This is a genomic window from endosymbiont 'TC1' of Trimyema compressum, from assembly GCF_001584725.1.
GTDB lineage: Bacteria > Bacillota > TC1 > TC1 > TC1 > TC1.
Genome location: NZ_CP014607.1, coordinates 23,048 through 35,795 on the forward strand (window position 1 = coordinate 23,048; position 12,748 = coordinate 35,795).

Consider the following 12,748-nt stretch of genomic DNA (forward strand, 5'->3'; position numbering starts at 1 on the left):
CTTTTGCTAAAAGCATTAAAATACCCCTAGAAGCTTCTCAAATCGTTTTTAGGTAATTTAGTATACCTTGGAAATTTGAACGCCTCCTGGGGCTGTTTTTTTAATTCCTAGTTTTTAGTTTTTAAACCGTATTATCTTTTTGCGTCGAATCATTTAAGGACTGATCTAGTTTTTTCTGTTTTTTCAATTCCTCTGTAGGTAAGTAATTTTCAAGAATCAATGGCACGTCACCTCCCGTAACTTCATTCATATCTTCAAGGGCTCTAATCTCATTTTGAGTGATAGCGCCAATCTGGAATAAGCCTGTATAATAAGCGATTCGTTCTGCCATATTTCCTCTCATCTTCTTCTTCATGTTAAAGCGGATAAAGCGTTTTCTTAGTTCATCTTTAGTAAATATTTTATAATTCAATTCTTCTTCAATATTCGTTAGAATCGGGGTAATAGTATTTTCAAAAAATGCCACATCAGATTCCTTGCTAAATGGTTCTAAGCCAATAGTGTGAAGGGGACACCCTAAGGCAGTAACAATATTTCTATTAGTCTTTTCAATGAGGATGCTCATATCTAAATCCTTTAAACTTTTAGCATTGAATTCTTTAGCTTTAAGTCCTTTTTGAATAACAAGTGGTGCCCCATGACTGCCCACAATGCCTTTTCTAAAGGAATCTCCAATAGCTTTTGCCTTATCCATACTTAAGTCTGATTCTACTTCTAATATAAAAGATGGACTGACCATATTGTTTAAATATTCCTGTAGAAACTTTGTCATCCCTTTATCCATGCCTATCGTGTCCGTTAGTTTTGTTATTGGACTCATTTGTTTACCATCATTATTCAGGGAATCCTTAAAGTGCAATAAATCCTCTGCTTCTAAAGGATTTAACAACTTTTTTCCGTTAAAATATCTATAGTAAAAGTCACCGTTATCAGAGGTAACTGTATAAGTAATACTACCGGTTCTTAGAGGCGCTATAGCTTTAACTGTTCCTACTTCATTTCTAATAATCTTAGCAAAACATTCTCCGTAAATAAGCATTTGATTGACAATGTATTTTTTAAATATACTAGGCGTCATACCGCTATTAGGTCTAGTAGAGAGAGCATAAGCTAAAGGAGACGTTACTTCTTTTTCTTTGCCTTTGTCAGTTCTTAGATAAATGTCTAAAGGTATTTGCCCAATAGTAGAACTCACTTTATTTAAGCAGGCCATAAGCGATGGAATTTCCAAAACATTCCAACCGCCATAACACGAAAAGGCAATATCAGTTTTTTGCGTTAGTAATCCAGCTATTATATCCTCACTTGAAATTGTTTTACTGTTATTTCGTTTTTCTTTTTTAAAAGATTGTCTTAGTTGATTTAATATTTTCAAACTTGGTTCTCCTTTCATTTTTTTATATGAAAAATACCCCTAGTATAGCCGACATAGACGACGTAAAATTCCCGGAATAGTTATGTAAGTTGCTACTATTTTTAATATGGTATATACTCAAAATCAAATAATAATAAATAGGAGGCTATAAAGATGGATAATGTTACCAATGCACAAAATTTAGAAAAAAATAAACCTTATAAAAAATTCAAAAAAAACAATCTAGTAGTCCAGGACAATATGTTAATAACAGCAACTTATAAAATGAATAGGAATGAATTATTAGCTTTTAAACAAATAATATCTCAAGTTAACACAAAAAATAAAAGCAAAATTGTTCAAATAACTAAAGGAGATATTATTAAATTTATTTTTCCTAATGCACAAAAAGTAAAATCTCATAGTATAGATAGTAAATATTATCAGGTTTGTAAGAAATATTATCTCTCTTTAATAGAGACCTCTATAATGATAAACCAATTATCTAAGAATATTATTTCTGATGTACACTGGGAAAGTGATTCTAACATAGTAACTATAAAATTTTCTGACGATATTATGCCTTTTATTTATGGACTTAAAAAGAATTTTACTAAATATCAAATAGGCTACCTAGTAAAGCTAAAATCAAAATATTCAATTCTTTTATATGAGTATTATAAAATGCACTCATATAATAAAAAAGGTAATTGTAGTTGGAATGAGTCTGTAAACAATATAAGAAATATGCTTAATATTAAAACAAAATACAAAGAATATAGTTTATTCAATCAAGATATTCTTAAAAATTCCCAACAACAAATCAATGAGCATACGGATATACATATCGAATATAAAGCCCTCAAAAATACAGCTGATGGTAAAATTGTTACAGATATTAAATTCACCGTTACGCAAAAGAAAAAGCCTATTCAACAAACTACAATACCACCAGAAAAACTATCTATTCCAAATGCTGGTCCAGGCAGAGATTTTCTAGAAGCAATAGCAGCTAAAAAACAAAAAACTGTAGAAGAAATTGTTAAAATTAAATCAATAACCATCACTATAGAAGAAAGCCCTAAAACAGAGAGTCAACAACCGGTTAAAACACCAGATAAAGCACCTATTAAAAAGCCTTCTATATGGAATAAGTTTAAATCTATCTTTAAGCATTAATCTTTGTTTTTATCTCTTTCTAAGAGTGCTAGTATGGCGTACCCTGCAATATCTTTTAATGTATCATCAATTGATTCAAAGTTAGGGTCGCCTTTTTTTGTCAAGTTTTTTAAGCGCTCAAATTTATTGTGCAACATAATGATAAAAAATGTCATTCCATACTCTTTATATAAGATATCTAAACAATTTCCATAATCATCTCCTTTCTCATCTAATAAATATCCAATACTCATCGCCTTCAGCATTCTTTTACTTTTAAAAAGATCTCTATTGTTTTTCATCCTTTACCTCCTTTAAATAACTTAAATAAATGGGTTTATTACATCCTCTTCTAACCATGCTAATTTTTCATCTTCTTTATTTTTAAATTTAATAGCTAAATAAAGGGCATTAAGTGTGGCTATAAAAGGGTCTATTCTTTCTGTTGATTTAGACTTATCAGGTCTAATATTATCATTAGCATCTTTAACAGCAATAATATTGCCAATTGCCCAACTAAGCAGTTCATTGTTATTGTGATATATTTTTTGATCTAACATAAGTATTTCAAACTCTCTCATTGGGTTACTAAATGTAATTGCGCCTTGAGGAATATCAAAACATTTATAACCATCTTCTTCCATTACTTCTGATATAGTAGCAGCGCCCCATCTATCAAAGCCTATAAAGCGAATATTTAAGCCTAATTCTCTATAGACATTAAAGAATTTATGAACATAATCATAATCAACGGAATTACCGCTACAGATTTCTAGATAACCTTCTTTTTTCCAACTAAGAACTTTCATTCTGTCATATTTTTCTTTATTCTTTATTTGAGCTTCAGGTATAAAGGATTTATTAATAATATAAAGGTTTTCTTCCTTGTCAAAGGCAACTAAACTAACACTGGTTAAATCAAGTCTATTTGACAGATCAACGCCACCATACCAAGTTAAATCTCCTAACTGCTTTGCATCAAAAGTTCCTGTATTATCTTTAAATAATTGATAATCAAAATGTCTTCTATCAGCATTTAAGAAAATATTACAGTGTTTAGTTATAAAGCTTTTTTTAGCCTCAGTATCTACCATGGCCTTATCTCTGTCTTCTATTAACTTTTCTAAAATAACAGATTTCCCAATGTTAGGATTTGCCTTAATATACATATCAGGGTCTTTCCATTCCTGTATCTTGTCTAATTCAGCTATATAGACAAATTCTTCATCAGCTATTGTTTTCTTTTCTAATATCTTTTGAGCATATACATATTCATCCATGCAAAAGCCAGTTGTAATAAACCCTGCTGTTGTAATCATTATCAAATGGGTATTTTTCATTGTTCCTTGAGATGATTTAATAACATCAAATAGACTTCTTTTTTTATACGCGTGAATTTCATCTAAGATGGCAAAAGAAACGCGCTGACCATCTAATGTATCTGATTCACTAGCTAAGGCTCTCATTTCTCCTCTAGATGTTCCCTTTTCTTTATAATTATAATATCTAGCCTTTGAGGTTTTAGAATATTTACTTAAAACTGAGTCGAAACTAATCATATCTGCTGCTCTTTTAAAACAAATACCAGCCTGTTCTTTAGTCGTTGCAAGCATAATAATTTCTTGTCCTATTTTCGCTGATTTATAGTATTCGTATAAAGCTGCAATAGCTGCAATATCTGTTTTTGCATTACCTCTGGCTAGAAATATAAAGGATTTAGAAAAACGTCTACTATCATCAACCTTCTTTTTCCAGGCAAAAATCGAACCAACAATAAATATTTGAAAAGGTTCTAATATATAGGGTTGTTTAGCTAGATCCCCTTTAACGTGCTTTATATGCTCCTTAGAAAAACTATAAATATCATCTATTAAAGAATAGTCTAAATAAATATCATCTCTTTTTAAGTCCTCTAAGTGTCTACTTATAACTGCTTTCATTTTATTACATACTTTTATTTTATTTGCTTTAATATTCTTCACATAATTCTTATATTCTTCTGATCCTGTCATATTTTATACAATCCTTTTCTTTTTTAAGCCTATATTAAATTTTAAAATCCATCTTCCATAATATCCTTAGGTTTAATATCTAATCGTTTCCAAGCAGCAGGTGTTAGGCCTAGTGAATTTGCATATTTAAGTATTTGTTCACTGGCTTTTTCAGCTACAGCCAACGCAGGATGTTTAACAACATTAGTAATGCCACTATGATTAGTATATTTATAAGTAACACCCGTTTCGTTAACTTGTTCCATGGCATCTTGAAAGATAGATATCTGTATGCAATAAGCTTCTATAGTACTTAAATCACCTTCTCTGAATAAATCTACCGCTTTCATTTTATCTATTGTCTCTTCCCATACTTTTTTTGATTTTCTTTAAAATAACTCGGGGCTTTATAGCACTTCATTTAAATGCTCCTTTCTTTTTCTTTTATACTTTTATTTTAGGGCTATGAAACCCTATTAATTATATATCTATTCTTTATTTAAACTTTTCGCTCCTATGGAAATTAATATGACATTCTCTGCAAATACTCATTAAGTTATTCTTATCAAAAGCTTTAGACTCATCTTCATGTAAACTAATAATATGGTGAACTTCTTCAGCTTTAGCACCACACATTTGGCAAGTAAATAAATCTCTGATAAATATTTTTTCTCGTAAACGTCGCCATTTTTTACTTCCATAAATTTTATTTTTTAATTTTCTGTATTCCTTATCATTTTGGGTTTTACTACTGTTTTTAGGCCTATGTTTTTCGCAATAGTTAGAACCTTTAACAACTAAATCACAGCATTTTAAACATATCTTTTCCATTTATTCTCCTTATTTATAATTCTCATATAGTCGATTAATAACGAATCCCATAGTGCATATCATATATATTTTATAGGATCGCGAATCCTAATGTTTTCGTGTAAAAAGGATTAATAACGCGGTTTAATGCGGGTTACAGCCTCTAAAATTCTAAGTGGGGGGGCTTAAAAGTAAAATATAAGTTAATTTAAAAGTAATATATAGTTAACTTAAAATTATATTTTTTTCATTTTATTTTTGTTTAAAATAATAAACTAATCTGATCTAATAACTAATAGCTTTGCACCCTTGTTCTTCCCATTGTTTTTTAAAAATAAGCTTAGATATTTTTTTATTTTTCTCGCCAGTCCATGGATCATTATAATAAAAATAGGACTCATTAAAACCTGTAATAACTATTGTATGAACAGTAAACCCATGAAAGCCACTACACCAAGTAACAACTGGCTTATTATCTATAATCTGCTTTTCTATAGCGGAAAGACTAAACCCAGTCATATCTAAAGAACTATTAAGGTATTGTTTAAGAAAACTCATTAATGCTGGTGGATTAATTGTCCATCCATGTTTTGTAAAAGGATTTCCAACATATCCGTAATTAGGATTATTATTATCTAGTGGCATCTCATAAGCTAACTCAACTTTATTAATATTAATGTTATTATAATTAAGCACCATCGTTATAGCAGCGACTTCACATCCCGTTGGTAATTCTGGTAATTGGCTTACTATTGGAACGTTTAGAATTATTGGAACTTCCCTTTCTTTTACTGTTAATAAAAAAAGAACCCCTATAACAAGGATTATTATTAGAGGTATATATGTATGTTTGTTTGAGCTCACTTTGCTTCCTTTCTACTTATATTTTTCCTTTAACTATCTATCAGGTTATCTATCGTCTCTTTTAATTAATATCTTCTACTACTTAAATAAACCTAATAGACTATTTGTAAGCTTTTTAAACCATGATTCAATTGTTTTTTTATTCTCATCTCCTACTGGACTATCTTCTTTTTTTTCTATCAATAAAATAACGGTAGGATTCTTTGCTGATTTCGCCTTGTCCATAACTATTTTTTTATAGCTTATAACATGTAAATCTAATGGTTTTAGCGTATTAATTTTAGAAATAATCGGGTCTAAAATCTCCTTCCTAAAGGCCTTGTTATAAGTCTTATAACTAAGTTCACCTGGAATTCTTAAAGCTTCTTTTAAAGTGGTATAATCCATTTTAAATAGGTATCGGTTACCCTTTGCATGTATAAGCTTCTTACTTATATAATTTAAAGCAAAACTCAAAACAGCATCATTACTTGTTATTTTTTTTAATAAAAGCATTTTTTCCTTTTTGTTCATTTTCTCACCTCCTTTATATTTGTTTTTTTGCATTAAAAAAGAGATAGCTCTTAACCGTCTCTTAATTAATAATTTAACTTAATATGTATTGTAAATTAATGCCGAAATGTCGAATAGCTATCATAATAACACCAGTAACCTCTAATATAATAATTATAACCATTGCGATAATCATAGCCTTTGAAGTATTTCTTTCCGCTCTTAACCTTTCCTCAGCCTCTTTACGTTCTTCACTTAATCTAGTCTCAAACTCTTTATCTTTACGTTCTTCACTTAATCTAGCCTCAAACTCTTTACGCCTTTCACTTAGCCTAGCCTCAAACTCTTTACGTTCTTCACTTAATCTTCTTTCAGCAAATATTCTTTTTTCTGCTAATAATCTAGTCTCAGCCTCAGTAAGTCTTATGTATTCATCCATATCAGCTAGAACTCTTTCCCTAAACTTTTCATGTTCAGAAAAGAAATCCTTTTCAACGTCGCTCTTATTTCCCATTTTAATCTCTCCTTATCACTTATATGTATTGTAACTTTTTAAGGTTAAATAGATGGTAATATAATACTTATAAACCCTAATATAATAGTTATAAACCCTAATATAATAGTTACAATCATTGTGATAAATATAGCCTTTGAAGTATTTCTTTCTGCTATTAATCTATCCTCAGCTATTTTACGCTCTTCACTTAACCTAGCCTCAGAATCTTTACGCTCTTCATTTAACCTAGCCTCAGCTATTTTACGTTCTTCACTTAATCTTTTTTCTTCTGCTAATAACCTAGCCTCAGCCGCTTTACGCTCTTCACTTAACCTAGCCTCAGCCTCTTTACGCTCTTCACTTAATCTTCTTTCAGCAAATCTTCTGTCTTCATCCATCTTAGCTAGAAATCTTTGCATAAACTTTTCGTGTTCAGAAAAGACATCCTTTTCAACGTAGCTCTTATTTTCCATTTTAATCTCTCCTTATCAGTTTTGTTCTAATTATATCATACGAATTACTGTTTTTACATTTTACAATATTCTTACACATAGGTATAATACGGTACAAAAAAAGCAAGAATATTTCATCCTGCTCTTCTTGTAAAATGATGGTTAGTATTAAATACTTAATGAAAAATCTTTTAATTTTTTTATTTATAAACCCTTTAACAAAGGGCATTGTAGCTTATTATAAAAAACTTTTTTCGGTATTTAGGGTTACTTTTTGCTTGTCAACCCCCTGTTTGTTCAGAAATCACGTTATATATATTTTAAAAGCCTTTAAAATAGCGGCTTTGAGGCTCTTTTTTTTGTTCAGAGATTTTTGTAAATTATATATGCCTAATAGTTTTGTTTATTGCTCTTTAATGCCTATATAAAGGGATATTTAACTAATGCTTGATGTATCGAAATTTATTTTTATTTACATTCTTGCACTATTAATATAACATATCTTAAAAAAACTGTCAACTTTTTATAGTATTTTTTTATATTTACTATATAAAGTAGCATGAGGCAATTTAAAATAAGAGGCAATTTGCCTTACATTCATATTGTATACATATCGACTAATTAGTATTTCTTTGATCACGTAAACCTCAGGGTTGAATTCTGTCCAGCTACCTTCACTTTTAATTATAAAATCGTCTACAATATCATTAATATAGTTTCTAGCCTGTTGCTTAAGAATGGTTAGTGTTTTAAGCTCTTCATCACAATCAATAGAGTTATCTGCTGCAACAGCTTGCTTATCTTGGTATTTTTTCCCTTTATCTTCACATTTCCTTTCTTTATTTGTTTTTTTAATCGCTTCTGTAATCGCTCCTGTAGATAGTAGCCTACTGACTGATATATCATATGTTTTTTCTTTTGTATTTTCCCTCCTTTCTGCTTCTTCTATTTTCTCTCTCATTATTTGCAACCATTCTAAAAAAGGAACGATATATTCAATAATTTCTATGCTTTCAGATTCGGTTATAACACAATTAATTAGGGGCTTATCTTTTTCAGATTCGGTTATAACACAATTAATTAGGGGCTTAACCTCTTTTTCAGATTCCTGTATAGTACTATTTACCTGACTATTTCTTTTATAATTTTTTCCCATTGTTATATTTCCTGCTTTCTATAGATTTTTTATTTTAATTTCTTAAGATTTAGACCTTGATTTAACCTCCTTTTTTAAGTTATAATTAAATGCGTACGGAGCTCTTTTGATAAGGTCGTTTTCTTTCGATGGGTTTTGTATAGAAAAAGGGTTTGTTTCTGATGGATATTTAGTTACCTTGCTTGGGTGGTTATATTGAAATTTTGAATAAGCTCTTTTTTCTTGTAAAAAATAAAGTAAACATATAAATTAAATAATTAAATAGACCTTTAAAAGGGCATTAAAAAAGGAAGATCATGCTCATTTAAGAACATAGTCTTCCCTATAACAGTAAATAGTATTTATTTTTAACTCATTTCTCCAAAGTATTTTCTGCCACATACATTTAAGCAAATCGTGGTTTTTAGTCGTTGCTAAAAAATTGTAATTTAACTCAACCTTATTTTTCTTGTAAATAAAGATATTTTCTATATACTTTATAATTTGCGTAAAATTAAGTTTTGCCATAATTTACTCCTGAATGCAAGCTGTTATTAATATTTTGAGTATATACTATATTAAAAATAATAACAACTATATAATCTATATCGGCTACACTCCTTACTCAGAGCGAATCCTAGACACCCTAAAACATATAAAAACAAAAATTCAATAGGGCATTAAAAAAGGAAGATTACACTCAATTAAGAATATAGTCTTCCTTAGTTTTTTATCAACGCTTTTTTAAAAGGAATCCAGCTACAAATACTGGGTCCTTATTTAACTTAAAATACCGCTTGAGTATATTACTATTAATAGTAATAGTATCGGACTCAATTTTAAAATATAATAAAAAGAATTACTAATTTTTTCATTGCGTGTATATTTTTTTATTTCCCTTTTAACTCTTTTTTCTTTAATTTTATATCCAACTAAAAACATAGTGCCTATACCAGATAAAGGTAATATAAAATTACATATTATTTTATCCATTACATTAATAATTCCGTTTACTTGAGTTTTGCAAATAAATAAATGCAAATTACTTTCATTTAAAAATTGAAATATAGATCCACTTAGACTAGGTATTAACCCTAATAAACATAATGCAAATACTACTAAAAAACTAGCTACAGGCCTATTAAATTTACTTTTTTCTTGTAAAGCAGATATCGTTACTTCAATCAGAGGTAACGCCCCTAGTAGGGCAACAAAAAAAATTGCTCCAAAAAATATAATTAAAAACAATTTATCTATTGAAGAATTATTAAAAAGTACTGGTATTGTTTCAAAGAGTAGACCAAATCCACTTTGTTTAAGCGACTCTGTATTATCTGCAGAAAAAAAACTAGAAAAAATAATAAAGCCCATTAAAATTGATATAATTAAATCTAAAAAAGCGACTTTAAAACAATTTTTTAAAATATTAAATTGCGTACCAGCGTAACTTCCATATGTAACCATTACTCCTGAACCTAAAGTTAATTTAAAAAAGCTCAAGCCAATAGCATTAATAATGACGGCAAAATTTAATTTAGAAAAATCAGGAAATAAAAGAAATTTAATCGCACTCGATGCTCCAGAAGAAATAAAAGATTTTATAATAAGAACTACAATAACTATAAGAAAAATAGGAATTAGAAATTTAATTGCTTTTTCTAATCCATTTTTAATTCCCATAGAACTAATTATACCTACTATTACCACAAATAGAACAAACCATATATAGGGTTCAGATGAATTTAAAAAGTTTTCAAAGATATCTGTCGCTGTTTTTAAAGATACATTATCTAAACATCCAAAAGAAGCCAAGCAAAAATAACGAAGAATCCAACTTGCAAATAATGAATAAAAGGTTAAAACCAAAAGAGAAGCAATTGCACTTAATACGCCATTTATAGCCCAAGTTTTATTTTTACCAGAATATACATAAGAATTTATAACATTGGAATGCCCTTTTTTCCCTATTAATAATTCTCCAAAAAAAGCTGGAATACCAATAAATATCAAACCAATAAAATAAAAAAATATAAATATAGCCCCACCATTTTCAGCTACTGTTGTAGGAAATTTAATTATACTTCCAATTCCAACAGAACCACTTAGCATTGCTAAAAGTGTAATTAATTCACTAGAAAACTTTTCACGCTTAGACAATATATTCATCCTTTCTTATTTTTTCTTACGTTTCAGTATATCATATTTAAAAATATTATTAAATTTTTTTCGAATTCTTTTCGCTGTTTTTTTCACCCTATCCGTAACACTATCCTTAACACTATTCTTAACACTATTCTTAACCCTATTCTTAACCCTATTCTTAACACTGAATTCAATAGCTATTACCTCGCAGCCACCTTTAATTGATTTATACTCTATGTTAAAGTTTGTTTTTCTTGTTTCTAATCCATTTAACATGAATGTTGACTGAAGCTCTTTGATAGCTAGATCTAAGACTCCTTTACGTAGTTCTTTGAATTCTTTATATTTGTTTTGTACTCCTAGCATTCGTCTGAACTCACTTAAAGATATCGTCCAAGTATAGGCTGTATAATGCACCATCATATTAAAATATTCATATAGTCTAACTGCATATTTGCTTTTCATATATTTTAGTCTACCCACTTCATATTTTGTAAAATTCTTTTGTAAATTAAATATATATGGCGCAATATCTTCTGAAAATGATATTTTTACTAGACTTTCATTTTTTTTCCATTCCACATGAGAACACGGTGCAGTATATATATATTTTTTTTTATCTTTTATTACTACTTCCACTTCTGTTAATCTCATAAAATAGTCTTTACATTTTTTATAGTATCCTCCTGAAATATTATTAGCTTTTGTTTTTTCAAGAGAAGGGAATATAAATCTGAGAACATCTGCTTTTTTAAGTGAAACTTCCCTAAAATTAGGATTATTATTACTTGTATCAATAGCAGAAACTACCATTTTAAAGGCTAAGAGTTCATTTAAATTCATTTTATGTTCAGCCATAATTAATGCATTGCTTTGAACGATTTGATGATAGGGTTTTAGTTTTCCCTTACAATATTTCATCATTTTTACTTTGTTTTTTTTCTAAATTTTGTGTATTGGTAACATTGTCCATCTTTATAGCCTCCTATTTAATTATTATTTGATTTTTTTTCGTTATTAACTTGATATTGTTTTTATTTCCACAATTATCTCAACTCCTTTATTTTTTAATATAATGCTTTTTTCAAAAAAGTCAATCTTTTTTCTTACAACTCTTCTACCGCAGCTTTAACCGTGGATGTAAACCCCCAAAAAACCGTGGCTGTAACCACACTTCTAGCGTCTGAACACCTCTCTAGAAGCGGATCCCATAGTCCTTAAAAGATATAAGAAGAAAAGAAGAAGAACACTCCCCTTTGGATAACTTTTTAAGGTCATTATTATTAAATATTTTCTCCAACGCTCTAAGTTTATCTTTTAAAAGTAATGCCTCTTTTTTTCTTCACGTTAAAGCTTGCGAAACGAACTTTAGATTTTTCTCTAGCAAGCAAGTCTATACTTCAGCTTTTCCTCTTAATTTCTAAATTTCTTAACTTTTTGGGTTGTAGCGTTAATTATTTCCTCACCTATTCATTTCATTTGCCGTTTAAAAGCATTTAAATACCCCTAGAAGCTTCTCAAATCATTTTTAGGTATTATTTTATATCCTGGAGATTTAAACGTCTCCTGAGGCTGTTTTTTTAATTCCTAGGTTTTAGTTTTTTTAAAAGTTTGTCTTAGTTGATTTAATATTTACTCAAAAACAAAGTTTGTCTTAGTTGATTTAATATTTTAAAGCATTGGTTTTCTTTTTCTGTTTTTTTGATCTAGTTTTTAGTTTTTAATTTTATGTGTTTTTTATTCCCTGTGGATAACTTTTCCCTCGCGCGCGTTCTTCTTTTGTTTTAAGTGTTTTAAGTGTTTTAGGGCGGCTAGGATCCTCTCTGGGTAAGGGATTGGAGAATTAAACAACAC

Annotated in this window: 12 protein-coding genes and 1 pseudogene; 1 reads left to right on the forward strand and 12 read right to left on the reverse strand. The window is 29.0% G+C overall.

Annotated features, from left to right (window positions below):
- Positions 1-121 precede the first annotated feature (121 nt).
- On the reverse strand, positions 122-1,375 hold the full coding sequence (locus tag AZF37_RS10025; protein ID WP_162474094.1) for a phage portal protein: 1,254 nt from the start codon (positions 1,373-1,375) through the stop codon (positions 122-124).
- A gap of 153 nt (positions 1,376-1,528) precedes the next feature.
- Between AZF37_RS10025 and AZF37_RS10030 the strand changes: the two genes are divergently transcribed.
- Positions 1,529-2,533 (forward strand): replication initiation protein, encoded by a 1,005-nt coding sequence (locus AZF37_RS10030; RefSeq protein WP_088370729.1) that lies wholly within the window; start codon positions 1,529-1,531, stop codon positions 2,531-2,533.
- Here AZF37_RS10030 and AZF37_RS10035 read toward each other — a convergent pair.
- From AZF37_RS10035 to AZF37_RS10090, 11 genes and pseudogenes are all read right to left on the reverse strand, one after another.
- On the reverse strand, positions 2,530-2,814 hold the full coding sequence (locus AZF37_RS10035; RefSeq protein WP_245612116.1) for a nucleotide modification associated domain-containing protein: 285 nt from the start codon (positions 2,812-2,814) through the stop codon (positions 2,530-2,532). The genes AZF37_RS10030 and AZF37_RS10035 overlap by 4 nt on opposite strands.
- Before the next feature lie 21 nt (positions 2,815-2,835).
- Positions 2,836-4,524: a terminase large subunit gene (locus AZF37_RS10040; RefSeq protein WP_088370730.1), complete on the reverse strand. Its 1,689-nt coding sequence runs from the start codon at positions 4,522-4,524 to the stop codon at positions 2,836-2,838.
- 41 nt (positions 4,525-4,565) lie between these two features.
- A pseudogene (locus tag AZF37_RS10045) lies at positions 4,566-4,874 on the reverse strand (phage terminase small subunit P27 family); the annotation flags it as partial.
- Positions 4,875-4,998: 124 nt separating this feature from the next.
- Positions 4,999-5,334, reverse strand: coding sequence for an HNH endonuclease (locus AZF37_RS10050; RefSeq protein WP_088370732.1), 336 nt, complete (start codon positions 5,332-5,334; stop codon positions 4,999-5,001).
- A gap of 264 nt (positions 5,335-5,598) precedes the next feature.
- Positions 5,599-6,177 carry a C39 family peptidase gene (locus tag AZF37_RS10055; protein ID WP_088370733.1) on the reverse strand — a complete coding sequence of 193 codons (579 nt, stop codon included), beginning with the start codon at positions 6,175-6,177 and terminating at the stop codon, positions 5,599-5,601.
- Positions 6,178-6,255: 78 nt separating this feature from the next.
- Complete coding sequence (locus AZF37_RS10060; protein WP_088370734.1) at positions 6,256-6,690, reverse strand: hypothetical protein; 435 nt, start codon at positions 6,688-6,690, stop codon at positions 6,256-6,258.
- A gap of 73 nt (positions 6,691-6,763) precedes the next feature.
- Positions 6,764-7,183, reverse strand: coding sequence for a hypothetical protein (locus AZF37_RS10065; RefSeq protein WP_088370735.1), 420 nt, complete (start codon positions 7,181-7,183; stop codon positions 6,764-6,766).
- Between the two features lie 44 nt (positions 7,184-7,227).
- Entirely contained in the window at positions 7,228-7,638 is a 411-nt protein-coding gene (locus AZF37_RS10070) for a hypothetical protein (protein WP_088370736.1), read from the reverse strand.
- Between the two features lie 502 nt (positions 7,639-8,140).
- Positions 8,141-8,773, reverse strand: coding sequence for a hypothetical protein (locus AZF37_RS10075; RefSeq protein ID WP_088370737.1), 633 nt, complete (start codon positions 8,771-8,773; stop codon positions 8,141-8,143).
- Between the two features lie 759 nt (positions 8,774-9,532).
- Positions 9,533-10,909, reverse strand: a complete 1,377-nt coding sequence (locus AZF37_RS10085; RefSeq protein ID WP_172793133.1) for a sodium-dependent transporter — start codon at positions 10,907-10,909, stop codon at positions 9,533-9,535.
- 15 nt (positions 10,910-10,924) lie between these two features.
- Positions 10,925-11,815 carry a replication initiation protein gene (locus AZF37_RS10090; protein WP_172793134.1) on the reverse strand — a complete coding sequence of 297 codons (891 nt, stop codon included), beginning with the start codon at positions 11,813-11,815 and terminating at the stop codon, positions 10,925-10,927.
- Between the last annotated feature and the right edge of the window lie 933 nt (positions 11,816-12,748).

Coding starts and splice junctions, on each gene's coding strand:
- AZF37_RS10050 (WP_088370732.1), bottom strand. CDS start 5,334: ATGGAAAAGATATGTTTAAAATGCTGTGATTTAGTTGTTAAAGGTTCT.
- AZF37_RS10040 (WP_088370730.1), bottom strand. CDS start 4,524: ATGACAGGATCAGAAGAATATAAGAATTATGTGAAGAATATTAAAGCA.
- AZF37_RS10035 (WP_245612116.1), bottom strand. CDS start 2,814: ATGAAAAACAATAGAGATCTTTTTAAAAGTAAAAGAATGCTGAAGGCG.
- AZF37_RS10030 (WP_088370729.1), top strand. CDS start 1,529: ATGGATAATGTTACCAATGCACAAAATTTAGAAAAAAATAAACCTTAT.
- AZF37_RS10060 (WP_088370734.1), bottom strand. CDS start 6,690: ATGAACAAAAAGGAAAAAATGCTTTTATTAAAAAAAATAACAAGTAAT.
- AZF37_RS10090 (WP_172793134.1), bottom strand. CDS start 11,815: ATGAAATATTGTAAGGGAAAACTAAAACCCTATCATCAAATCGTTCAA.
- AZF37_RS10065 (WP_088370735.1), bottom strand. CDS start 7,183: ATGGGAAATAAGAGCGACGTTGAAAAGGATTTCTTTTCTGAACATGAA.
- AZF37_RS10070 (WP_088370736.1), bottom strand. CDS start 7,638: ATGGAAAATAAGAGCTACGTTGAAAAGGATGTCTTTTCTGAACACGAA.
- AZF37_RS10075 (WP_088370737.1), bottom strand. CDS start 8,773: ATGGGAAAAAATTATAAAAGAAATAGTCAGGTAAATAGTACTATACAG.